Here is a 25,145-nt window from a genome sequence, read left to right as displayed (position 1 = left end):
TTCAGTATACAAGGATTTGGCGGCTGTCGGCCCTTCGGATGGCGATTACCGCTCCGCGGATCCGGTAGGCCGCCGGATCTCCCAAAGGGCTCACCCCCAGACATTCTACCGGGGTATCAAAGGTCAGCCCCAAATCTAAAAGCCTCCTGCGCATGGCTCCCGTGATCAAAAGCGTTCGGACCCTGGCGCGCTCTCCCGGCTTTATATCGCTTAAAGAAAGAGAAGGATTCAAGGATAAGCACCTGTACCTGTTTGTTCTTATTATTAAGGTATGGCGCAAACGGTAAAATGTGACTGGAAATAAGCTGGGAAGTAGTGTATAATAAAAAGGACAAAAAATTATGACAGGAGAGTTTGTTATGGAAGAAAACTATATTGAATGGCTTGTAAAGCGCAGGGACCCCGTCTACGCGATTCCGGTGAAGATCATCATGGTTCTGGTATGCGCTTTTTCTGTGCTTCTGGCTCTTCAGACTGTGATCGGGGTTGTGATCTTGACAGCAGCGGGCGCTGCCACCTATTTTATCTTTTTAAATCTCAGTGTGGAATATGAATATCTGTTTGCCGAGGGCGGCCTGCGGATCGACCGCATCATGGGAAAGGCCAGACGCAAAAAGGCGTTTGACTGTGAGAAGGACGACATTCAGCTGATTGCTCCCGCAGATTCCTATATGTTAAAGGACTACTCCAAGCAGGGGATGAAGATTATGGACTGTACCTCCGGGAAACAGGGAGGAAAGGTCTACGCTCTCATGTACCAGAAGGGTGCGGACACCATGAAGGTTCTCATTGAGCCCAATGAGAAGATGCTGGGAGCCATGCGCCGCGCATTTCCAAGGAAATTCGTTCTCTAGCCGGATATTAGGGCGGCTGATGGTTTCTTATTAGTAAAATCAATGAATACATACGAAAAAATGGGTTTGACAACCTATGTAAAATTTGCTAGTATAAGATACTAATAAGATTCAGAGGGCAAGTAATTACGCAGAAAGAGAGGAAGTTTCAATGGGTACGATTATCGGCGAAGGCATTACCTTTGATGATGTGCTTCTGGTTCCGTCTTATTCAGAAGTGATTCCAAATCAGGTAGATCTCACCACCTATCTTACAAAAAAGATCAAGCTGAATATCCCCCTTATGAGCGCAGGCATGGATACTGTTACGGAGCACCGTATGGCCATTGCCATGGCGCGTCAGGGCGGTATCGGCATTATCCACAAAAATATGTCCATTAAGGAGCAGGCGGAGGAGGTAGACCGCGTAAAGCGTTCGGAGAACGGCGTTATCACCGATCCCTTCTACCTTTCTCCGGAGCATACCTTAAAGGATGCCAATGATCTGATGGCAAAGTTCCGTATTTCCGGCGTGCCGATCACAGAGGGAAAGAAGCTGGTCGGTATCATCACCAACCGCGACTTAAAGTTTGAGGAGGATTTCAGCCGTCCCATTAAGGAGTGCATGACCTCCGAACGTCTGGTAACTGCAAAGGAAGGCGTGACTCTCAAAGAGGCCAAGGCCATCCTTGCCAGGGCCAGAGTAGAGAAACTTCCTATTGTAGATGACGATTTCAACTTAAAGGGCCTGATCACAATCAAGGACATTGAAAAGCAGATTAAGTATCCTCTGTCTGCAAAGGACGAGCAGGGACGTCTGCTCTGCGGCGCCGGCGTGGGCATTACGGCTAATGTGTTAGAGCGTGTGGCTGCTCTGGTAGAGGCGAAGGTGGACGTGATTGTCCTTGACTCTGCCCATGGTCATTCCGCAAACGTGATCCGCTGCGTAAAGATGATCAAGGACGCATTCCCTGATCTGCAGGTAGTGGCAGGCAACGTAGCTACTGGAGACGCTACAAGAGCCCTCATCGAGGCGGGTGCTGACTGTGTGAAGGTAGGAATCGGCCCAGGATCCATCTGTACCACCCGTGTGGTAGCCGGTATCGGCGTGCCTCAGATCACAGCCGTTATGGACTGTTATAATGTGGCAAAGGAATATGGCATTCCGATCATCGCTGACGGCGGCATCAAGTATTCCGGAGACGTTACAAAGGCCATTGCCGCAGGCGGAAGCGTATGTATGATGGGAAGTATGTTTGCAGGCTGCGACGAGAGTCCGGGTACGTTCGAGCTGTATCAGGGACGTAAGTACAAGGTATACCGTGGTATGGGTTCCATCGCCGCCATGGAAAACGGCAGTAAGGACCGCTACTTCCAGACTGACGCTAAGAAACTGGTGCCGGAAGGCGTGGAAGGCCGTGTGGCTTACAAGGGTATGGTCGAGGATACAGTATTCCAGCTGTTAGGCGGTTTGAGAGCCGGTATGGGCTACTGCGGAGCGCAGGATATTCCAACTCTGCAGAACACGGCAAGATTTGTGAAGATTTCTGCCGCTTCCTTAAAGGAAAGCCATCCTCACGATATCCATATTACAAAAGAAGCTCCTAACTACTCCATTGACGAGTAAGGGACAAAAGACCGAAGATACGAACTTGAGGGAAGAGTGGATTCTTCCCCCAAGTTTTTTTGTTGCCAAATAGTTAGAGCGGAGAAGCGGACTTTATGAGTCTATTGACGCTCGCCCCTCCCCGTGATAATATAAAAAACGGGAAAATTTGGAATGAAAAAGGTGATCAAGTGAAAGACAGGCTGGCTAAATTATACAGTAAAGATATGTTTCACCATATTATATGGATCGTGATGCTGCCGCTGATGGTTTTGGGGTGCATTTCCGCATATCTGTTTTTTCATAACGAAAGCAGAAGTATGGAAAGCGCACTGGAGGCTTACGGCAACAGCTTTTCTTCGGATACAGAAAATATGCTGTCATCCATCCGTTCCTATTATCTGACCTTTACCAGCCGGGATGAGTTCAAATGGCTGAAGGAACAAAAGGAGCCTCCCTATACCAGCTATCAGCAGCTGCGGAGTGTGCAGAATCAGCTGGAAGGGGATTACCATATTGCCCATTATATTGAAGAATACGATTTTATCAATGTGGAGCAGGGCTGGATCCTGAATAACTATGGCCTGTTCCCCATGGAGGAGGCCTCAAACCGGGATGAACTGGAGGCGTTTTTAAAGGAGCAGGAGGAGAATTTTCTCTATGTAGGCTGGGACAGCCGTCCGCCAAAAGAGGAGAGTACGACAGGGGAAAACAGGCTTCGAGAGAGCAATTATGCAGATCTTTCCGGGGAGCATTTTGTGATCAAGGGAGGTACTTATGGCTCCGCTTTGCGTTACATATTGCTGATTAAGCTCAATCCCGCTGCCTTTGAGACATTTATGGAGCCTTTTGCAGATTCCGGGTATAAGGTAGAGGTCTTAAGCTACAGCGGCCAGCGCTTTATCGGGAATACAGAGGCTGTCAGCGGATATCTGGAACGTCATCCCGATCAGACAGGACTGTGGGGACGGTTTAAGGGGGCAGATAACAGGAAATATCTGGGGTATTCCCTTACGGACACGGGAAGCGGATATCGTTATTATATTGCCTACGATCTGTCAAACACATGGGGAGTCTCCCTGCAGTTTGTAGCAGCGGCATTGATCGTGGGAGTTCTGACCATTGTATCCCTTTATCTGATCCGTCTGATACTGAAACGGTACGAGGGAACCATGGATCGGCTGGAGGAGACTGTAGGACAGCAGAAACTTCATATGCAGGAGCTGTTTTTGGACCGGATCGTCAGCGGGGAAGCAGATGAGCCTTATGTGGAGGAGCAGCTGCGGCTTCTGGAGCTTTCTTCGGCAAAGAAATACCGTATGAGTGTGTTTGAGCCGAAGCTTCTGCAGGGAGAGGGGGATCAGGAGGAAATGCCGCTTCCCAAACCAGAGGAGCTTTGTGCTCATTTCAGAGGCTTTCTTACGGAGCTTTCGTTTGTGCCCATTATATTTAAAAAGCGTCTGGTGATCATCACCTCCGGCCCGGACGAGTATCAGCTGGATCTGGTCACGGCCCAGATGTATAAAAATATGGAAGATGAGGCCATGTCCCAGTGGGGGATCCGTCTGTCTGTGGGGATCAGCCGGATGTTTACCCGGCTGTTAGACTGCAGTGTTGCCTATCAGGAGTGCAGAGAGGCCCTTTCGATTCAGACAAAGAACCGGGACTCTGTAAAATCCCAGCCCGGCCTGGTTCTGTTTGAGGATTATGCCCAACGGGGCCACAGCCGGAACGCTGCCTATGACCTGGTAGTGGAAAATGAATTAAAGACCACCATCAGCCACGGAACCCCCAAAGAGGCCGCCAATTTTATGGATACAGTGATCCGGCGTCTGGAAAATAAAGAGATCATGGGAAGAGAGCGGGATCTTTATATCATGAGGATCATGGTGGCCGTCATGGGAGTACCGGAGAGCCTGGGGCTTTCTCTCAATGATATTTTTCCGGACAACCGGGCCAACCTGCTGCAGAGGGCCCTTCGGATCTACGACTATGAGCAGCTTCGCAGGTTTATGAATGAAAGCGTCTTAAAGCCAGTGATGGAGGCTATGGTAAAGAACCGCCACACCGAGGATTCAGAGCTGTACAAGACGATCATCGGCTTAATCCGGCAAAATGACGGCAATATTACTTTAAATGAATGCGCCGCTGAGATGAACTATCATCCAACCTATCTGTGGAAGGTTCTTAAAAAAGAAAAGAATACCACGTTTACCGACCTGGTCAACCAGGTTCGGATCGAACGTGCGCATCAGCTGCTTTTGACCACGGAGTTGAGTGTAGCGGAGATCGCGCAGAAACTTCATTACACCAGCGTTCAGAATTTTATCCGCTTTTTCAGCAAGATGGAGAACACCACTCCTGCCAGATACCGCAGGGAGCACAGAAAGTAAGCCAGGGAAGGAACGCCCTGGAAAGAGAGAACGGGGGACAAAAATCGGGTTCCGGCCCGCGCCAGATTACATCAGAAAGAACCGGAGCATTTGCCAAAAAAGCAGCACACAGGCAGGAAAGATAATGATAACTCTCCTGGGACAGATCCCGGAATTTCCTTATTTTGCAAGGGATTCCGGGATTTTTCAGCTTTAAAATACAGGCTATAAAATGAAACTTTACAAATCAAAAAGACTCCCTGTACAATCCGCTTAAAGTCAAAGGACAAAAACACAGTGGGGCATCGGCTCAGAAGCCGGATACGTAAGAGAACGTCCCGGATGCTCCCTGAAATAAGGGGATGCCCAGCAAAAAAGGAGGATATTATGGGAGAAAAAGCAGCGGCTGCGGCCGCCAAGAAACCAAAAGCGGGAACCTGGAAACACGCTCTCCAGACACATAAATGGCTCTACATTATGATAGCGCCGGGAGTGATCTGGATGCTGGTATTTTGTTTCCTTCCCATGTTCGGGCTTTTGATGGCATTCGAGGATTTCAGCCCTTACAACGGAGATTCCATGCTGGGGGCGATTCTTCACAGCCCCATCGTAGGTTTTGACGTATTTAAGAAATTTCTCACTGGACCGGATTTTCTAACCATTCTTGGTAATACGCTTAAAATATCCATTACCAGCCTGATCTTTTATTTTCCGGCTCCGATTATACTGGCCCTGATACTAAATGAATTAAAAAACGTGATGTTTAAGCGTGTCACACAGACCATGGTCTACATTCCGCACTTTATTTCATGGGTGATCGTGGCTACGCTGACTGCCCAGCTTTTTAACACTACAGACGGCTTTGTATATCACATTATAAAAACCGTATTTGGTGAAAATGCGCCCGACATCATGAGTAATCCAAATCTGTTTGTACCGATGATTATCGGGCAGAGTATGTGGAAGGAAACAGGCTACGGCACAATCATTTTCCTGGCGGCTCTTTCAGGCGTGGATGTACAGCTCTATGAGGCGGCAGCCGTAGACGGAGCCAACCGTTGGCAGAAACTGTGGCACATTACGCTTCCGGCCATCCGAACCACCATAGTGATCATGCTTATTTTAAAGGTGGGCCAGCTTCTGAATACAGGCTATGAGCAGATTTTCCTGATGCAAAATTCCATGAACCGGGCGGTTTCGGACGTATTTGATACCTATATCTACACCAAGGGAGTTGCAAACGGCAACTATTCACTGGCAACGGCGGCAGGACTGTTTAAGTCTGTAGTCAGCATGATCATGGTTCTGGGGGCCAATCGTCTTGCGAAGGTCTTTGGAGAATCAGGATTCTATTAAAAGGGGAGGAAATGAAATGGCAAAACAGAGTACAGCAATTAAGAGAAGTCCGGCGGATCAGGCGGTTCAGGTGCTCTTATATCTCATCGTGGGAGCCTTTGCCCTGATAACATTGCTTCCATTTATTTACATTATAGCCGGTTCCTTTGCAACGGAGCGGGAACTGACAGAACGGGCGTTCTTTCTGATTCCCAGGGAATTTTCCCTCAATGCGTACCAGTACATCCTGCGCACCGGCGATGTGTTTAAAGGGCTGAAAAATACAGTAATCGTAACAGCTGTGGGAACCTTTATCAATATGTTTCTTTCGTGTACCCTGGCATACCCTCTTTCCAGACCGTACTTTAAGGGAAGAGTATTTTTCACAAACATGGTCATTGTTACCATGCTTTTCCCTGCGGGCATGATCCCCATGTATATGGTAGTGGATTCTCTGGGCCTTAAGAATACCTTCTGGGCTCTGTGGCTGCCGGGAGCCATCAATGCCTTCAACATGATTATCATTAAGAACTACTTTCAGGGGCTGCCCATGGAGCTTGAGGAGGCGGCCAGGATTGACGGCTGCAACGATCTGGAGATCTTCTGCAAGATCATTCTCCCGCTTTCAAAGCCCAGCATTGCTTCCGTATCCCTGTTCTATGCGGTCAGCCACTGGAACTCCTACTTTAACGCGATGATGTATATTTCCGACAGCAGCAAGGAAGTGGTGCAGATCGTTTTAAGGAGGATCATTTTCCTCACATCCAGCATTTCCTCTGACAGCGGTTTTGACTGGGGTATCTGGGGCGCTCCTCCGGAGAAGGCAGTGAAGATGGCAACTACGGTGGTGGCAACCGTTCCCATCCTTCTGGTATATCCATTTATCCAGAAATACTTTACTCAGGGCGTGATGGTAGGCTCTGTAAAGGGGTAACAGACAGTATAAAAATAAAATTGGAGGGATTTAATTATGAGAAAAACAGGAAAAAAAGTAATGGCACTGGCAGCTGCCGCTCTGATGGCAGCCGCCGTAACCGGCTGCGCAGGCAAAGAAGCATCCTCTAAGGAGGGGCAGTCGCAGCAGGCTGCAGACGGAAAGCCTTCTGTATCCATCATGGTTCCCACTTTTACGGGTACCAGCCTTGCAAACGAAGGGTCTGACAAGGTCATTCAGATGTATGAGGAGTATACGGGAACTCATGTGGACTGGCGCTGGGAACAGGACGGCACCTATGATGAAAAGTTCGGCATTACCTTAATGGACCGTGACAATATGCCCATGATCCTAGGTGCCAAAAAGGATATGACAGCCAATGTGGTAGACGCTGCAAGAAAGGGAGCGTTCTGGGACCTGGCTCCTTTCCTGGAGGATAAAGAGGCGTATCCAAATCTGTCTCAGTATAATAAGGAAGTCGCAAAGGCCATGACCGTAGACGGAAAGATGGTAGGTCTTTACAAGGCAAGAGAGATTGGCCGCTATGGCTTTGCTTACCGCGAGGACTGGGCAGAGGCCGTTGGTATTACCGAGCCGCCAAAGACCATTGAGGACGTTTACAATATGCTTTATAAATTTACCTATGAGGATCCCGACGGCAACGGCAAAGATGATACCTTCGGTCTGGAGATGACTAAGTATACCGGGCCCTTGGATATTATTCAGACCTGGTTTGGCTGTGGAAATGAGTGGGTAGAGCAGGATGGAAAGCTGGTGCCTGTTCACCAGACGGAGGAGTTTAAGGAAGCTTTAAAATGGATGCGCAGGATCTACGAGGAAGGCCTGATCCGCAGGGACTGGGCGGCCGTAGACTCCGGCACCTTTGGAGAAGCCTGCAAAAAGGGCGAGGCAGGGGCGTTTATCGACGTGATGGACGGAGCAAAGAGAATCTGGCAGTATTATGAGTCAAATGATGTGAAATCGGTTGTGGATCCGTCAAAGACTGCTTCCATGAAGCTGGTAGGCCCTATTAACGATAAGACGCTTGCAACCTCCGGCTACAACGGCTATTTCCTGATTACCAAAGCAGGAGCCAAGACAGAAGAGGATGTAAAAGCCTGCCTGCACTTCTTAGACAAGATGTGCGATGATGAAATGCTGGTGCTGGCTGATTATGGCCTGGAAGGTATGAACTACGAGCTTACCGCTGAGGGCAAGATCAGGAAGTTAAGCGATATCCCCTTAGAGCAGGCTGCAAGCAATGGTTTGAATCAGGCGATCCCCTACATCCCTAATATTATTGCAGCCTCTCCAGAGTTAGAGCAGGATGAGCCTACAGCTGCACAGTACGCAGCCTATGAGATATGCCGTCCTATTGCTGTGACAAACCCGGCATTGGGATATCTGGCAAGCTCAGAGGTTAATGCGGAAGTCGGTACGGATATCGAACAGATCATTGATGATGCCAGAACCCAGTATATCTGCGGACAGTTAGACGACGCTGGCTTTGAGAAGGCAGCCAAAACCTGGCTGGACCGCGGCGGCGACCGCCTGATCGAAGAACTGAATCAGATGTATCAGGCAGATCAGACAAAATAAGACAGGAAAATGGCTCCGGCGGTTCTGAGATCATTCAGGGCCGCCGGAATATTTTTTAGGAAAGGGAAAAACCATGGAATTACACAGACTGGAAGGAAGAAGCGCACAGGGAATGGCGCAGTTTGGCTGTATCTGGCCAAAGGGCGAACTGCACCGGGAGGATGCCCTTAAGGCAGTGGGAGAGGACGGAAGGAAGATCCCCCTTCAGAGCCGGATAATGGCCTATTATAAAGATGGAAGCATAAAATGGACGGCGCATACGGCAAAGGCGAAAGGGCTGGGAGAGCATTTTTGTGTGGAACGGTTAAAGAAAGGGGAAAAGGAGGCAGCTGCCCAACACTCTCTTCGTCTGACGGAGCAAAAGAACGGTATTCTGGTGGAAACGGACAGGGTTTCCTTTTTTGCGGGAGCCTCTGGTGAGAAGCTGATCTCAGACTACCGTGTGGACGGAAAATGCAGGATCATGGCCCTTACGTCTGTCCTGAGACTGGAGCGAAGGACGTGGGAGGGGGAGAACGTTTCGTCCGCCGTCACAGGGTTTACAGGAAGAATACAAAAGGTGACAGCAGAGGAGGCGGGGCCTCTTCGTGCGGTGCTGAAATTTGAAGGTATCCACAAAAATGACGCAGAGGAAATGATTCCCTTCATCCTGCGGCTCTTTGTGGGAGCGGATGATTGCCGTCTGGATATGCAGTATACCTTTGCATATGATGGATGCGAGGAGACGGACTTTTTAAAGGGGATCGGCCTGAAGGCTGTGTTCCCGGCAGAGGGGAAAATTTACAACCGTCATCTGCGTTTTTTGGGCGATGCAGGCTCATTTTCAGAGAGTACGGCGAATCTTCTCACCTGGAGGCCCAAAATACCGGAGGAGCTTTACGAGAAGCAATGCCGGGGAGAGGCGGTTTTCCCGGAGGGAGAGGCTCTGGAACGGGTAAATACGGTAATTAAGGCCATGCCCTTCTGGGATACATATGATATCGTTCAGGATGCGCCCACCCATTTTTCCATAAAAAAGAAACAGGCAGGGGAGGGACTTTGCTGGATTGACTGTATTCACGGCCTTCGGGCCAGGGGAGGCCTGGCCTTCGGCTCGGAGGCCGGCGGCGTGATGCTTGGAGTGCGCAGCTTCTGGCAGACTTATCCGTCGGGCTATACGGTAAAGGGCTTAAGCGGCCATGAGATCGAGGCAGTAACCTGGTTTTACTCTCCCTCATCCGATGCCTTTGATTTTGGCCACTATGCAAATCGGGGGTACAATCAGAGCTATTATGAGGGTTATGATTTTAAAGGAGCCAGCGCCTGCGGTATTGCTGTGACAAGCGAGTGCAGCCTGGAGCTGACAAAGGAGATGTGCGCCTGCGAAGAAACGCTAGGGGCGTTTACAGAAAGCGTTTCAAACCCGGCGGTCTATGTGGGAACGCCGGAGTATTATCACAGCTGCAGGGCTTTTGGGTATTGGTCTTTGCCGGAGGGGAACACTCAGACAGAGCGGTGGTTAGAGGGACAGCTGGAGCGAGCCCTTGATTTTTATAAGCAGGAGGTGGATCAGAGAAACTGGTACGGTCTTTTTAATTACGGCGATTTTATGCACACCTACGACCGGTTCCGGCATCAATGGCGCTACGATATGGGGGGCTATGCCTGGGATAATACGGAACTGGTGCCTACGTTATGGCTGTGGCTGATGTTTATGAGAACCGGCCGGGCCGATGCCTTTGAGATGGCTGAGCGGCTCTCCCGGCACGCCTCCGAGGTGGATGTATACCATTTCGGTCCTTATAAGGGTATGGGCTCCCGGCACAATGTAAGGCACTGGGGCTGCCCCTGTAAGGAGGCGCGGATCGCCATGGCGGCCCACCACCGGTATTTTTACTATCTCACCGGAGACCGCCGGATGGAGGATATCTTTGAGGAGCTTAAGGACAATGAGTTTACTTTTTTGAGAAAGGATCCTTTAGGGGAATTTTATGATAAGGAGAACATGGTATTCCCCACCCACGCGAGAAGCGGCCCCGACTGGTCCAGTCTCTGCGCCAACTGGATGACCCAGTGGGAACGCACCCTGGATGAACGGTATTTAAAGAAGATCCAAACAGGCAGCCAGGATATCGCAGATACGCCCCTGCGCCTGGTCAGCGGCCCGGACTTTGAATTTGACCCGGCCAGCGCTCATCTGCGCTATATCGGCGAGCGCGCCACCGGAGGAACCCATCTGCAGATCTGCATGGGAGCGCCCTCGGTGTGGATGGAGATGGCCGATATGATGGAGGACGAGAGATGGAAGGATATGATTGCGGAGTATGGCGAGTTTTACTATCTTCCCAGAGAGGAGCAGCTAAAGCGCAGCGAAGGTTCTATTGGGGAACGTCAGTTTACCCTTCCGTTTATGGCGGCCGCTATGGGGGCTTACGGGGCTGTAAGGCGTAAGAATCCCTGGCTGGCAGATACAGCCTGGAGGATTCTGCTTCACGCTATGGTGACGGATCTGGATACAGAGGGATTTGTGATCCATGAGGAGAATAATGTGGGAAACCGGCCGGTTTTAAAGGAAATACCATGGATCTCCACCAATTTTACCGCACAGTGGTGTCTGAATGTGATCATGGTTCTGGATTTTATACGGGAACGTCTGCCAAGGACAATGGAGGAGGTAAAGGCGCTGGTGGCAGGAGAACCACCGGAAAACTGGCATAAGGCGTAAACGGCCTTACGGCCCCAGTTGACGTTGAAGGCAGAGAAAGGAAGGATGGAAATGATCCGATGTGAGAAAATTGACAGAAACGGGATCACCATTACCTGGGATGAGACGCCCGGTGAGACAGAAAGCCGCCTTTACTGGGCGGACCGCAGGCATCCGGGAACCCGTTTTCTACAGGTGAAGGCGGCGGGGCCTGGGGAGGAAAGACGGTTTCATCTCAATAAGCGGACGGATATCCCCCATTATTTTCAGGTACGTTCGGTGAGAAACGGAAAGGAACAGGAGGCTCAGGAGACGTTTGAGACGCCGGTAACTCATGTGCGCCGCCCTCAGTTAGAGAGGCTTGGCCGGGGACTTGTGGCCGTACCGGCGCAGGACGGCGTGTTTTTAAGCTGGAGACTCCTTTTGGATGAGGTGACAGGGTATGAGAATGAAAGGCGCAGCCTGTGCAGTCCGGCCTTTACAGTGTGGAGAAACGGCGAAAAAATCGGAGAAACAGGGGAAAGCCTCTGTTATCTGGATTCGGAAGGCAAGGCGAAAGATCGGTATCAGGTAAGCAGAAGCGGGGATTTGGAGCTTTGCCCCCCTGTGTCCGTCTGGGAAAAGCCCTGGTTTGAGCTTCCTCTTAGAAAACCCGCCGGAGGCGTCACCCCGGCGGGAGAAGCGTATACCTATTCCGCCAACGATATGTCTGTGGCCGATGTGGACGGAGACGGGGAGTACGAGTATTTTGTAAAATGGGATCCGTCCAATTCCCATGACGTTTCTGTTAAAGGCTATACAGGCCCTGTATATATTGACTGCTATAAACAGTCCGGCCTTCTGCTCTGGCGTCTGGATCTGGGCTGCAACATCCGGGCCGGAGCCCACTACACCCAGTTTATATGCTATGATCTGGACGGAGACGGGAAGGCAGAGATGAGCGTTAAGACGGCGCCGGGAAGCCGTATGATCTTTTACGGGCCGGACGGCAGCGAGATACGCTCCCGGTTTATCACCATGCCAAAGGAGGATATAAGGAAGGGCTATGGCCATAATGACTGCTATGTCTGCTCTCCTGACGGCTACCGGGAGCATCTGATCCGCGTATTTCAGAGCTGGCAGGATCAGCAGGAGGTAAAAGATGGCCTGTGGCCTGGGTCTCTGGAGGAATGTTTTGGCATAGAATCCCGTTTTTCCTATCCTTTAAGCAGAAAAGATGGAGCGTGGCTGGCCGACTATTTTCTGGATGTGTATGCGAAAAAACGCCATGCAAAAAATGACCTTCGCCGCTTTGAAGGATTTATATATGAAGGGCCGGAGTATCTCAGTGTGTTTGCAGGGGACGGACAGGAGATCACCACTATTCCCTTCCCCTTCCCAAGGGAGGATGACGGCCTTCGGTGGGGCGACTACGCCATGCCGCGGATTGAGCCATGCAACCGCTCAGACCGTTTTTTATCAGCGGCGGCTTATTTAGACGGCATCCATCCCAGCCTTATCATCTGCAGGGGGTATTACACCAGAAGCTGTATCGCGGCTTATGACCTGAAAAAAGGGAAGCTTGAGGAGCGGTTTCGGGTGGACAGCGGCCATGTTCCCATGGAAAATCCGTTCTGCAGTCATCCACACGCAAAAAAAGGTTCCAGCACCGTATACGGCTCGCTGGCGGGCCAGGGAAACCATTCTCTTTCCGCGGCAGATGTGGATGGGGACGGATACATGGAGCTGATCTTCGGAGCGGCGGTCATCGACCATGACGGCAGTCTGCTTTACAGCTCCTTTGACCGTCTGCCTGATGGTTCTCTGGCAAAACTGGGACACGGAGACGCCATCCAGGCGGCCCAGATTGATCCCGATCGGCCGGGAATGGAGATTTTTCATGTATTTGAGGGGGCCAGGGAGGCTCCTTACGGCTATGCTCTCTGCCAGGCAGAGGACGGCGCTGTGATTTTCGGGGAATATGCCAGGGAGGATCTGGGGCGCTGTATGACCGGGGCTGTGATTTCCGGACAGAGAGGACTCAGCTGCTGGGTCAACGGAGTTGGAACCTTTGATTGTCATGGAAACAAGGTGCGGGGGGATACCCTGGGAAGCAATATGATTGTCCGGTTTGGAGCAGACTATTCCACCCAGGTTACAGACGGCCCGGACTATCTGGGGCAGGAGGCAAGAGGCGTGGTCAACGACTGGGCCCATGGAGTGATGCTGGATCCGGGGGATACCCTGACCAACAACGGCACCAAGGGGAATCCCTGCCTTGTGGCGGATTTGTTCGGAGACTACAGAGAAGAACTGCTTCTTCGGACCGCGGACAGCAGCGCTATCCGCATCTATACGTCCCTGGAGCCCTCGGATCATAAATTGATAAGCCTGATGCAGGATATCCAGTACCGCTGCGGCGTGGCATGGCAGAATAATTGCTATAATCAGCCGGTATACCCATCCTTTTACTATGCCCCGGATCTGGACGCAGAAGATATTCTCCCCTATATGAAACGCAGGCCGGTGCTCTACCTGGCGGGAGATTCTGTTTCCCAGAGCTATCAGGAGGATAAGCGGCCTCAGGCAGGCTGGGGAGAGTACCTGTTAAAATATCTGTGTCCTGAGGCTGTAATCCAATGCTTTCACAGGGGGGACAGTCCCTTTTTACAGGAGCGGCGGTATCAGTGTCGGAATCTGGAGGTGGATAACTGCTCTATGGGAGGCCGGTCCTCAAAGACCTTTCGGGAGGAAGGACGTCTGGAGGATATCAGGGCTCATCTGAGGCCCGGAGACTACCTGCTGATCCAGTTTGGCCATAACGATGCCTGCGCATCCAGAGAAGAACGGTTCGTGCCGGAGGAAAAGTTTGGCGATTCTCTGGGGCATTACATAAGAGCCGCCAGAGAGGCAGAAGCGGTTCCTGTACTTCTGACGCCTGTGAGCACCTGCATCGGGAAACATGATTTTTCTGAAGAGGCAGAGGAGGTAAGAGGGCATCTGGCGTCCTATGCGGCAGCCATGAAACGGTTTGCAGATGAAAATGACATTTTTCTCATAGATCTGTTCAGAAAAACAGAAGAAACCCAGAGGCGGCTGGGGGAAGAGGAAAGCTGCAGACTTTATATCACAGACGGCATCCATCTCACCCAAAGAGGGGCCCGGCTGTACGCCGCCATGGCGGCAGAGGCCTTAAGAGAGCGCCTGATGGAAGAACAGGGCCCCAGGAACATCATATATAATTTGAATAGGAGGATATAGAAAAGTATGGATCTTTACGGCAATCAACCGAAACTGGGGGTCATCTACACCTGCTTTCCAGGAGGCAGACACAAGGCTCTGACCATGAGCTATGACGACGGACGAGAGGAGGACCGTCGTCTGGTCAGGCTGTTTAACCGGTACGGCATCAAGGGAACCTTCAATATCAATGCCGGCTTAAAGCAGGAGGGCAGACGGATCCCGTTAGAGGAGATGAGAGAGCTTTACAAAGGCCATGAGGTGGCCTGCCATACCTTCCAGCATCCCACCATCGCCCGCTGCCCCATCGATCAGACAGTCTGGCAGATCCTGTGGGACCGGAGGCTTTTGGAAGAGCATCTGGGATATCCCGTCCGGGGACTGGCCTATCCCAACGGCTCCTATGATGAGGAGATCTGCAGGCTCCTTCCTTCCCTGGGGATCCGGTATGGAAGAACCGTGGGAAGCACAGACAAATTTGAAATTCCATCCGATTTTACCCGATGGACGGCTACCTGTCACCATAACCACAGGCTTTTAGAACTGGGCGAGGAGTTTGCGGCTCTCTATAAGCGCCAGTATCTGTACCTTATGTATGTCTGGGGGCACAGCTACGAGTTTACGGATCGGAACAACTGGGAGCTGATGGAAACCTTCTGTGAGCGAATGGGCGGCAGAGAGGATATCTGGTATGCCACCAATATTCAGATTGCAGATTACTTGGAGGCGGCCAGACGGGTGTTTTTTGATGTAGACGGCACCATGGCCGTAAATCCCAACGCCTGCAGTATATGGTTTGATATAGACGGCAGGATCACAGAGGTAAAGGGAGGCGAGACGCTTCGATGGTAAAAGGGCCAATCTATACCAATCCATTAAAATGCCCGGAGGATCTCAGGGGATTCCGCTTAGAGGGACAGGCAGAAATGACATTCTCAGAGGAGGGAATGGTTCTTGAAAACAGGCTGTCGCCAAAAGAAGGCCAGAAGGCCAATTTTGTTCTCTGGTGTGACCGGGTATTTCCTGCGGATATCAGGATCTGCTGGGAGTTTCGCCCCCTGCGGGAGCCGGGGCTTGCCATGCTCTTTTTTGCTGCCGGGGGGCAAAACGGAGAGGATGTGTTTGATCCTGCCCTTAAACCGCGGACAGGCATTTACGATCAGTACCACCACGGCGATATCAATGCCTTCCACCTGTCCTATTTCAGGAGAAAGGAGCCTGATGAGCGAGCCTTTCATACCTGCAACCTGCGAAAAAGCTACGGCTTTCATCTGACAGCTCAGGGGGCCGATCCCATTCCCGCAGCCGCAGATGCGGACCGGATGTACCGCCTTTGTGTGGAAAAAAAGGGCGGGAGAATTCGTTTTCTGACGGAGGAGCTGGAACTCCTTCGCTTTGATGACGACGGGCAGACCTTTGGTCCTCTCCTTGGCGCGGGCCGCATCGGCTTTCGTCAGCTGGCCCCCATGGCGGGAGCCTATAGGAATTTGGAGGTGTATACGTTATAGGGCCGCTGCCCAGGTACGGGATCAACCGAATGTGCCTTCTTGACTTTCATACCCCTCAATGTTAGAATAAGTACCATGAATAATAAATGGATAACACTTTTGATTACAGGAATTATGATGATTGCGGCCTGTTTGACGGGATGCGGAAAGAAAGCGGAGCCTGTCAGCAGGTCGTCTTTTTTGCTTAACACATTTGTAACGGTGACTTTGTACGATTCAGAGGACCAGGAGATTTTAGACGGGGCCATGAAGCTTTGCTCGGAATATGAGCAGAAACTCAGCACTACCATAGAGACCAGCGAGATTTATGTCATGAATCACAGGCAGCCTGGAGAGAGAACCTTTACCGTATCGGAGGAGACGGCAGAGGTCATTGAAAAGGGCCTGGAATACAGCCGGCTTTCAGACGGCGCCTTTGATATTACAATAGAGCCCTTAAGCAGTCTGTGGAATTTTACCGGCGCAGATCCCCATGTGCCTTCTGAGGATGCGATCAGGGAGGAACTTTCCAAGGTAGGCTATGAAAATGTATCCGTTTCCGGCAATCAGATTACCTTTGCCAATGATGTCACCACCATTGATCTGGGCGCGATTGCCAAGGGCTATATCGCAGACCGCATGAAGGAGTATTTAAAAAGCCAGGGCGTAGAAAGCGCCATTATCAATCTGGGAGGGAATGTACTCTGTGTGGGAGAGCGTCCGGGAGGAAAGCCTTTTAAAATCGGCCTTCAAAAGCCTTTCGCAGACCGTACAGAGACAGTGGCTTCTCTGGATATCCGGGATCTTTCGGTGGTATCCTCCGGGGTTTATGAGCGGCATTTCGAGGAAAACGGCGTCAATTACCATCACATTCTGGATCCGTTCACAGGATATCCTTATGAAAACGGCCTGACACAGGTGACGATCCTTTCAGAGCAGTCTGTGGATGGGGATGGTCTAAGCACCACCTGTTTTGCGCTGGGACTGGAAGGCGGGATGAAGCTGGCGGATTCCCTGGACGGGGTTTATGCTGTTTTCATTACGGAGGACGGAGAAATTCATTATTCCCAAAATGCTGCGGATTTTGTAAGCAAACAGTGAAGGCGAGGAAAGAACCGTGTTTAGGACAATATGGAAAAAATGTGTGAATTATGAAACCGTCAGCTATCTGATCTGCGGTATCCTGACCACAGCGGTAGACTTTGTCTCCTATGCCGTATTTCGGCGTCTGGAGATGGGGGTGGGAGTTTCCCAGGCCCTTTCCTGGGCAGCAGCCGTGCTTTTTGCCTATGTGGTGAATAAACTGGTGGTATTTTGCAATTATAATTTCAGGCCGGCCTATCTTGCAAAGGAGATTGGTTCATTTGTGGCGGCCAGAGGTATTTCCGGCGCAGCCGTTTGGTTTCTTATGATCGTCATGGTGGCATGGGGAGGAGACCGAGGGTTCATATATGAGATGTTTTGCAAGCTGTTGTCCTCCGTTATTAACATGGCGGCAAATTATGTGTTCAGCAAGCTGTGGATCTTTAAAAAGAGACCAGAGGAAGGGTGAACTTGTGAGAATTGATGAGATAGCGCAGGTAGAACGGGAGCTTGACGCAGTATTGGAGCTCGTTCAGGAACCGGATCAGAGACAGGAAGCCGGGGATGCAAAAGAGGAGCCTATGAGGGAAAGAGACTGGATCAGCACGACAGAAGAGATAAATGAAGCAGACAGAATTGAACAGGGAATGGAAGACGAGGCATGGGATGAGGATGAGGTGTTTACAGAGACGGCCGTTTCGTCTGAGGGCGGGCAAAAAAAACGTCGGGATTTTGCCATCCTGCGCCCCGGCGACAGCCTGACAGCCGCTTTTTTCATCCCTGTACTTGTTCTGGTGGTGATATTTGCGCAGAGAGGGATCTTTCCCTTTGGTGAAGAATGTTTTCTCAGAACGGATATGTACCATCAATATGCCCCCTTCTTTTCGGAGTTTCAGCACAAGCTGACAAGCCAAGGGAGCCTGCTCTACAGCTGGGATATCGGTATGGGCGTCAATTTCTCAGCTCTGTATGCCTACTATCTGGCAAGCCCCGTCAACTGGCTGGTGATTCTTAGCCCCAAGCAGTTTCTCATTGAATTTATGACCATTCTCATTGTCATAAAGACAGGTTTATCAGGCCTATCCTTTACCTGGTATATCCAGAAGCATACAGGGACAAAGACCTTTGGCTCCTGTTTCTTTGGTATTTTTTATGCCTTAAGCGGCTATATGGCGGCCTACAGCTGGAATATTATGTGGCTGGACTGTATTCTTTTATTTCCGGTGATCCTTCTTGGGCTGGAACGGCTGGTAAAGGAGAAAAAGGGACTGCTCTACTGCATTGCACTGGGGGTTTCCATCCTTTCCAACTACTATATTTCCATAATGATCTGTATTTTTATGGTGATTTACGTGCTGGCTCTCGTAATCCTGGATCCTCCAAAGAGCGGGAGAGAGCTGGCAGGAACGGCAGGACGGTTTACTCTTTATTCCCTTCTGGCAGGAGGGCTTGCGGCTGTAGTGCTTCTGCCGGAGATCTATGCTCTTAAGGCCACGGCTTCCGGTGACTTTGACTTTCCAAAGACCATAAGCTCCTATTTTTCCATTTTCGATATGCTTGCCCGCCATATCGGGAACGTCCAGACAGAGATCGGGCTGGATCACTGGCCTAATATTTACTGCGGTGTGGCCGTTCTTATGTTCCTTCTTCTCTATCTGGGAAGCCGGAAGATTCGGATGAGGGAAAAAGCGGTATATTTTGGTATGCTGCTCTTTTTCTACGCCAGTTTTTCCGTCAATGTGTTAAATTTTATCTGGCATGGCTTTCATTATCCAAACAGCCTTCCCTGCCGTCAGTCCTTTATCTATATTGCCCTGGTACTTCTTATGAGCTACAAGGTCAGCCTGGAGTTAAAGAATACCCCATGGAAGCATATTCTCTTTGCATTCTGGGGGGCAGCCGCCTTTGTGATTCTGGCGGAGAAACTGGTGGATAATACAGAGCAGTTCCATTTTTCCGTATTCTATGCAGCACTGCTGCTTTTGGCTTTGTATACAGGCTGTATTTACCTGTACCAGAAGGGCAAATGGAATCGGGATGTGCTGCTTTTGGCGGTGCTGACCCTGGTATCCACAGAGGCGGCCGTCAACATGGCGGTGACCAGTATTCCCACCACCAGCCGCACGGCCTATGTAAAGGATAATGAGGACACAAAAGCCCTGGCGGACAGCATCCGTTCGTCTGTTTTTTACCGGATAGAAAAGGGAGACAGCCGTACAAAAAATGACGGGGCCTGGATGAATTTCCCGTCCGCTTCCCTCTTTTCCTCTGTAGCCAGCGCTGCCATGTCGGATTTTTTTAAGATCGTGGGCTGCGAAAGCTCTACCAATGCTTACAGCGTAAAGGGAAGCACCCCCTTTGTTGACGCTCTTTTTGCCACACGGTACGGTATTTATCCCGACCAGCAGCCGGCAGACGGGATGAAGGAACAGATCGGCCGTCACGGCTCTATGTGGCTGTATGAAAATAAATACACGCTGCCTGTGGGCTTTATCCTGCCGAACGATGTGGAGGATAACTGGATCCTTGATTCCGGCAATCCGGCAGAGGTTCAAAATGATCTGTCATCGGTGCTGGGAGTGAGGGATATGCTCATTCCCGTAGAGGGAGTGTCAGATGGAAAGAAACTCACCTTTACTGCGGACGATTCCGGAGACTACTACGTCTATGTTACGAATAAAAAGGTGGAAAAGGTCTCCGCTATGATAGGAGAACACAGCCTTACCTTCGACAATGTGGACCGCGGGTATTTTCTGGAACTGGGCTATGTATTACAGGATCAGGAGGTGATTCTTCAGGCGGAGGATGAGGGAAAGCCTGCCATGCAGGCGGAAATCTGGCGCTTTGATCCAGAGGGCTTAAACCAGGTCTATGACCGCTTAAACCAGTCCCCCTTAGAGCTTACCAGCTGGACCGATACCGGTCTGGCAGGAAGCATTGATTCCCCCGAAGGCGGGACTATGTTTACAAGCATCCCCTTTGATAAGGGATGGAAGGTATGGGTAGACGGCAGACAGGTTCAGACCCGGCCTGTATTTGAGGCATTTTTAGCCGTGGATCTGGCGCCGGGCGAACACAAGATCCGGCTGTCCTTTGAGCCTCAGGGCCTGAAACAGGGCGCAGCCATCACTGGTATCAGCCTGGCGGCAGCGGCCGTGTCAGCGTGCGTCTGCCGTATCCGGGACAAAAAGAGAAAACGGCATTTCTAAAACAAAAACCACACACGAAAAGGAGACTACCATTATGAAGCTTTGGGGCGGACGTTTTACCAAGGAGACAGATCAGCTTGTACACAATTTTAACGAATCTCTTTCTTTTGACCAGAAATTTTACCGCCAGGATATCAGAGGCAGCATTGCCCATGTAAAGATGCTGGCAAAGCAGGGCATCCTCTCTGAGGAGGACCGGGACTGTGTGATAAAGGGGCTTGAAGGCATCCTTGAGGATCTGGACAGCAAAAAACTGACGGTTTCTGCTGATTCCGGTTATGAGGATATCCATTCATTTGTAGAAGGTACTCTCACGGAGAGGATCGGAGAGGCGGGAAAGCGCCTTCACACCGGCCGCAGCCGCAACGATCAGGTGGCTCTTGATATGAAACTGTATACGAGAGATGAAATAGATGAGATTGACGGGCTGGTAAAGGCGCTCTTAGAGGAACTGCTTGTGATCATGGAGGCCAATACAGAGACCTTTATGCCGGGATTTACCCATCTGCAGAAGGCCCAGCCCATTACCCTGGCTCATCACATGGGAGCTTACTTTGAAATGTTTTTAAGAGACCGCTCCCGCCTGGCGGATATCCGAAAGAGAATGAACTATTGCCCGCTGGGCTCCGGCGCTCTGGCAGGCACCACTTATCCTCTGGACCGGACGTATACGGCAGAACTATTGGGGTTTGACGGTCCTACCTTAAACTCCATGGATTCCGTGTCAGACCGGGACTATCTCATTGAACTTTTAAGCGCCCTGTCTACCATTTCCATGCATTTAAGCCGGTTTTGTGAGGAAATTATTATCTGGAACACCAATGAGTACCGGTTTGTGGAGATTGACGACTCCTACAGTACAGGCAGCAGCATCATGCCCCAGAAGAAAAACCCTGATATCGCAGAATTGATCCGGGGCAAGTGCGGTCGTGTCTATGGGGCGCTGGTGTCTCTTTTAACTACTATGAAGGGAATCCCTCTGGCCTACAATAAGGATATGCAGGAGGATAAGGAGCTGACCTTTGACGCCATTGATACAGTAAAGGGCTGTCTTGCCCTGTTTACAGGCATGATTTCCACTATGACGTTTCGCAGGGACGTAATGGAAGCCAGCGCAAAGAATGGATTTACCAACGCTACCGATGCCGCGGATTATCTGGTAAATCACGGCGTCCCCTTCCGTGACGCTCACGGTATTGTAGGCCAGCTGGTTCTTTTGTGCATCCAGAAGGGCATTGCTCTGGATGATCTTTCTCTGGAGGAATACCAGAAGATCAGCCCTGTGTTTGAGGAAGATATTTATGAGGCCATCAGTATGAAAACCTGTGTGGAAAAGCGCATGACCATCGGCGCTCCCGGCCCTGATATGATGAGGAAAGTGATCGAAACTTACAGAAAATTACTTAAAAAGTAAGAAAATAGCTTGCACAGAGGATGAATGTTATGGACAAAAAACGGGGGGGGGGGGTACTTGGAAGCATGGAAGCTAAGAGAAGAAAGAGCTACCAGTTTGCGGCAGGGATCATTCTCCTGGCCATGTTGGGCCTGGTCGTGGGCCTTGGAAACACAGTATCCTTTGAACGGATGATGACTCAGGTGGTGGAGCGGTATGTGGCCGAGAATAACCATCAGGTGGCCGGACAGATTTCCTCCCGTATGAAGGCAGGCAGGGAATTTGTAATTGATTTTGCAGACACCTTAAGCAGGATGCCAGGGCGTCTGCTTACCAGGGACCTGATACACAGAAAGGCAGCTGCCATGGGTTTAAACAGCCTGGAGGTGCTGTCAAAAGACGGCAGCAGCTTCCCCGAGGAGGAGTGCCCCGCTTATCTGGAAGCATGGGCAAAGGAGACGCCGGTGCTGTGGGAAACGCCTGAAGTATCATATGTAGCAGATCAGAGCATCGTATTTTCCGCCCCTGTTCCTTTGACGGGCGGTGCGGACAGGGTGGTGTTCGGCATACAGGATTATGCGGACATAAGATCCCTTGTGCTGCGGGCAGACTATCAGAATCAGGGCTGCAGCGTTTTGATGGATGTCAGCACAGGAGAGCGGCTGATTTCGGATGAGAGAGCCGTATTTCCCATAGACGACCAGATGCTTAAGGAGTTTCTGGAGCAGTGGAAGAAAGACGGCGCAAAGGATGCGGTTTATCAGAAGCTTCTTCCCAGCCAAGAGTCTGTACTGGTCTCTGTCTGTGCTGTGAAGGATACGGACTGGGCTCAGATGGCGATTATCCCCTCGGATTTTCTTCTGATGCAGATCCGGCAGCATATGACGGTGTATGCGGCAATTATCGTTTTTATCCTGATTTTATTCATGTTTCTGATCTGGCACCTGGTGCAGGAAAATCGCCGGTGGGAAACTGTATCCGTTACCGAGCCTCTGACAGGAGGGTGGAGCCGGGAAGGGTTTATCCAAAATGGGAAAACAGCCGTAGAAGGAGGAAATCCCTGCTCCTGGGCGGTGGTATATTTAAATATTATGGGGTTTCGCTGCATCAATGAGAGCTGGGGAGAAGAGGACGGCAACCGGACCCTGCAGTTTGTGTATAAGATGTTTGTGGAAGGGACGAACAGGCAGGAGCTTGTAAGCCGCAGCAGTATGGATCATTTCTTTCTCCTTTTAAATGAGGCGGAGGATGAGGTGATACGCCGTCGGGTACATGATATGATTGATCATATCAATCAGCATATCAGACAGAAATTTAAGGACTACTCCATCACATTTGCCATAGGGGTCTGCCGGATGGATATGGCCGGCTGTATTTCCACGGCCATGAGTAAGGCCATCCATGCCAGCAAGCTGGGAGGGCCGGGCAATGTCTGCCACTTTTATGATGAAACCATAGCAAAGCTCCTGGATCGGGAAGAACGCCTTAACGCCCTGTTTGAGGCGTCTTTGCGAAACCATGATTTTCAGATTTACCTCCAGCCCAAAGTATCGCCGTCAGGAAACAGGCCATGCGAGGCAGAGGCTCTGGTGCGGTGGGTTCATCCACAGGAGGGCATGATCTATCCGTCAGAATTTATCCCCTTATTTGAGAAGAATGGAAAGATCTGTAAGCTTGATCTGTATATGTTTGAGGAGGTATGCCGCCTGGAAGACAGATGGATCCGGGAAAAAAAGACCGTTTCCAGGATATCGGTCAATATATCCCGCTTTCATCTGAGAGAAGCGGGAAGCGACATCTGGAAAAAGTACAAAAAGATCCTGGATCAGTACCACATCCCGGAGGGGATCATCGAGATGGAGCTGACGGAGACTATGTTTCTGGAAGAGAACCAGGTGCCGTTTGTAAAAGCGATCCTGGACGGTTTCCGTTCCTGCGGACTGCGGGTAGCTCTGGATGATTTTGGCTTTGCCTATTCATCCTTATCCATGTTAAAGGAGTTTGCGGTGGACGCCTTAAAGATGGATCGCAGCTTCTTTGTAAATGAAAATGATAAATCGAAAAAGATTGTGGTCAGTATCATCCAGATGGCCCATAATCTGGAAATGGATGTGGTGGCTGAAGGCATCGAGGATCAGGAGCAGGTGGAAATGCTTAAAAATATGGGCTGCGATCTGATTCAGGGTTATGTCTATTCCAGACCTCTTCCCGTAGGTGAATTTGAGATATGGAGACAGGAGAATCGAGGTTGTTAATATGAAACTGTTTCATCTTTCGGATCTGCATCTTGGAAAGCGGGTTAATGAGTTTTCCATGGCAGAGGATCAGAGATACATATTAGGTCAGATTTTAACACTGGCAGACAGGGAGCGCCCCGACGGGGTGCTCCTTGCTGGAGATATCTATGATAAGCCCGTTCCCTCCGGGGAGGCGGTTTTGCTGTTGGACTGGTTTTTAACAGAGCTTGCAGAAAGGAAATACCCGGTATGCATTGTAAGCGGGAATCACGATTCCGCAGAACGCCTGGCCTTTGGAGCCAGACTGATGAATGCCAGGGGTATTTTCCTGTCTCAGGCTTATGAGGGGCAGGTGGAAAAAATCGGCTTTGAGGATGCGCATGGGCCGGTTACGATCCACCTGCTTCCTTTTATAAGGCCTTCTGCAGTGCGCCATGCTCTCTCAGAGGAGGCAGAGAGCATCACCGACTATCAGACGGCTCTTGAGGCTGTGGTGCGCCATATGGAGATTTTTAGGGAGGAGAGAAATGTTCTGCTGGCTCATCAGTTTGTTACCGGGGCCATGTGCTGCGAATCAGAGGAAGTAACCGTGGGCGGACTGGATAACGTGGACGCCAGTGTATTTGATGTTTTTGATTATGTGGCCCTGGGGCATATCCACAGTCCTCAGAGCGTGGGGCGTCCCCAGGTGCGTTACTGCGGTACGCCTTTAAAATATTCCTTTTCCGAAGCGGCTCAGGAGAAATCCCTTACAGTGGTGGAACTGGAAGAAAAAGGAAACGTTCAGATCCGTACGCTGCCCCTTAAGCCGCTTCGCGATATGAGAAGGATAAAGGGCACATATATGGAGGTAACAGACCGCTCCTTTTATGAGGGAACCAACTGTGAGGACTATATTCAGGTTACACTGACGGATGAGGAGGATGTGCCTGACGGACTGCAGAAGCTAAGAACCATTTATCCCAATATTATGCGTCTTGAATACGACAATTGCAGAACCAGGGGAAACACCGGCCTGGAAGAAACCGGGGAGATTGAGAAAAAATCGGAGCTTGAACTGTTTTCGGAGTTCTACGAAAAGCAGAATAATCAGCCCATGAGTGCCATACAGGAAGCATTTATCAGGAAAATGATCGAAGAGATGAAGGAATAGAG

17 protein-coding genes are annotated in these 25,145 nt (G+C 50.6%); 16 read left to right on the top strand and 1 reads right to left on the bottom strand.

Annotation, left to right across the window (positions count from 1 at the left end):
* Window position 1: 1 nt before the first annotated feature.
* Window positions 2-232 (bottom strand): FeoA family protein, encoded by a 231-nt coding sequence (locus HW447_RS12425; RefSeq protein WP_176255581.1) that lies wholly within the window; start codon window positions 230-232, stop codon window positions 2-4.
* A gap of 127 nt (window positions 233-359) precedes the next feature.
* On the opposite strand from HW447_RS12425, the gene HW447_RS12420 reads away from it, so the two are divergent.
* The 16 genes from HW447_RS12420 (at window position 360) to HW447_RS12345 (ending at window position 25,143) form a co-directional block, all read left to right on the top strand.
* Window positions 360-854 carry a DUF6106 family protein gene (locus HW447_RS12420; protein ID WP_243176296.1) on the top strand — a complete coding sequence of 165 codons (495 nt, stop codon included), beginning with the start codon at window positions 360-362 and terminating at the stop codon, window positions 852-854.
* Between the two features lie 151 nt (window positions 855-1,005).
* Complete coding sequence (gene guaB, locus HW447_RS12415; RefSeq protein ID WP_176255579.1) at window positions 1,006-2,460, top strand: IMP dehydrogenase; 1,455 nt, start codon at window positions 1,006-1,008, stop codon at window positions 2,458-2,460.
* A gap of 299 nt (window positions 2,461-2,759) precedes the next feature.
* Window positions 2,760-4,832, top strand: a complete 2,073-nt coding sequence (locus HW447_RS12410; RefSeq protein WP_176255578.1) for a helix-turn-helix domain-containing protein — start codon at window positions 2,760-2,762, stop codon at window positions 4,830-4,832.
* Between the two features lie 366 nt (window positions 4,833-5,198).
* Window positions 5,199-6,167, top strand: coding sequence for an ABC transporter permease (locus tag HW447_RS12405; RefSeq protein WP_176255577.1), 969 nt, complete (start codon window positions 5,199-5,201; stop codon window positions 6,165-6,167).
* Window positions 6,168-6,183: 16 nt separating this feature from the next.
* A complete protein-coding gene (locus tag HW447_RS12400) occupies window positions 6,184-7,080 on the top strand; it encodes a carbohydrate ABC transporter permease (RefSeq protein ID WP_176255576.1) in 897 nt (298 codons plus the stop codon).
* A gap of 36 nt (window positions 7,081-7,116) precedes the next feature.
* Window positions 7,117-8,679 carry a type 2 periplasmic-binding domain-containing protein gene (locus tag HW447_RS12395; RefSeq protein WP_176255575.1) on the top strand — a complete coding sequence of 521 codons (1,563 nt, stop codon included), beginning with the start codon at window positions 7,117-7,119 and terminating at the stop codon, window positions 8,677-8,679.
* 73 nt (window positions 8,680-8,752) lie between these two features.
* A complete protein-coding gene (locus HW447_RS12390; RefSeq protein ID WP_176255574.1) occupies window positions 8,753-11,383 on the top strand; it encodes an exo-rhamnogalacturonan lyase family protein in 2,631 nt (876 codons plus the stop codon).
* A 51-nt stretch (window positions 11,384-11,434) separates the two neighbouring features.
* A complete protein-coding gene (locus HW447_RS12385) occupies window positions 11,435-14,602 on the top strand; it encodes a rhamnogalacturonan lyase family protein (RefSeq protein WP_176255573.1) in 3,168 nt (1,055 codons plus the stop codon).
* A gap of 6 nt (window positions 14,603-14,608) precedes the next feature.
* Entirely contained in the window at window positions 14,609-15,433 is an 825-nt protein-coding gene (locus HW447_RS12380) for a polysaccharide deacetylase family protein (RefSeq protein WP_176255572.1), read from the top strand.
* Window positions 15,427-16,089, top strand: coding sequence for a DUF1961 family protein (locus HW447_RS12375; protein ID WP_176255571.1), 663 nt, complete (start codon window positions 15,427-15,429; stop codon window positions 16,087-16,089). Before HW447_RS12380 ends, HW447_RS12375 begins: the two co-directional genes overlap by 7 nt.
* A gap of 117 nt (window positions 16,090-16,206) precedes the next feature.
* Complete coding sequence (locus HW447_RS12370) at window positions 16,207-17,169, top strand: FAD:protein FMN transferase (protein WP_176255640.1); 963 nt, start codon at window positions 16,207-16,209, stop codon at window positions 17,167-17,169.
* A gap of 43 nt (window positions 17,170-17,212) precedes the next feature.
* Complete coding sequence (locus tag HW447_RS12365; protein ID WP_243176295.1) at window positions 17,213-17,620, top strand: GtrA family protein; 408 nt, start codon at window positions 17,213-17,215, stop codon at window positions 17,618-17,620.
* 4 nt (window positions 17,621-17,624) lie between these two features.
* The gene (locus tag HW447_RS12360; RefSeq protein WP_243176294.1) at window positions 17,625-20,360 is read left to right on the top strand and encodes a YfhO family protein; all 2,736 of its coding nucleotides are present in this window, start codon (window positions 17,625-17,627) and stop codon (window positions 20,358-20,360) included.
* A gap of 34 nt (window positions 20,361-20,394) precedes the next feature.
* The gene (gene argH / locus HW447_RS12355; protein WP_176255568.1) at window positions 20,395-21,774 is read left to right on the top strand and encodes an argininosuccinate lyase; all 1,380 of its coding nucleotides are present in this window, start codon (window positions 20,395-20,397) and stop codon (window positions 21,772-21,774) included.
* 29 nt (window positions 21,775-21,803) lie between these two features.
* Entirely contained in the window at window positions 21,804-24,008 is a 2,205-nt protein-coding gene (locus HW447_RS12350) for a GGDEF domain-containing phosphodiesterase (RefSeq protein WP_176255567.1), read from the top strand.
* Window position 24,009: 1 nt separating this feature from the next.
* Entirely contained in the window at window positions 24,010-25,143 is a 1,134-nt protein-coding gene (locus HW447_RS12345) for an exonuclease SbcCD subunit D (RefSeq protein ID WP_176255566.1), read from the top strand.
* Window positions 25,144-25,145: the final 2 nt, after the last annotated feature.

It is taken from the genome of Enterocloster alcoholdehydrogenati (genome assembly GCF_013282095.1).
Classification (GTDB): domain Bacteria; phylum Bacillota; class Clostridia; order Lachnospirales; family Lachnospiraceae; genus Enterocloster; species Enterocloster alcoholdehydrogenati.
Note: the sequence above shows the minus strand (reverse complement) of the source record. Positions and strands in the feature narration are given on the sequence as shown.